This window comes from Chitinophaga sp. 05T412 (assembly GCF_056396465.1).
The window spans coordinates 1-401 of the sequence record NZ_JBFTLN010000104.1 but is presented as its reverse complement, the minus strand read 5'-3'; the positions used below and the strand labels follow the sequence as shown (position 1 = coordinate 401).

Annotated in this window: 1 protein-coding gene; it reads right to left on the bottom strand. The window is 47.7% G+C overall.

What is annotated here, in order from left to right:
- The coding region (locus AC1DFM_RS34865) for a hypothetical protein (RefSeq protein WP_477081396.1) at positions 1 to 401 on the bottom strand (401 nt) is incomplete at both ends.

Below are 401 nucleotides of genomic sequence, written 5' to 3'. Positions count from 1 at the left end.
GCACCCATTTGTGCAGGCTTGTTAGCCGCGAGGGTGAAAATGGAATCATTACAGTGTTTTTGTTCAGGACCAGCTACTGAAGTAGAAGGCACTTCGAAGTTGGTGAGTTTCACCTGGCTGGTAGTAGCGGCACARGTACCGTTGGTAATGGTCCATACCAGTGTAGCGGTATGACCRGCCAGCAGKGTCACTTTAGAATTGAATAAAGTGGTATCTGCAATAGTGATCCATGATTGTTTACCACCAACAATGGTCCATGCACCGTATGCACCCATTTGTGCAGGCTTGTTAGCCGCGAGGGTGAAAATGGAATCATTACAGTGTTTTTGTTCAGGACCAGCTACTGAAGTAGAAGGCACTTCGAAGTTGGTGAGTTTCACCTGGCTGGTAGTAGCGGCACA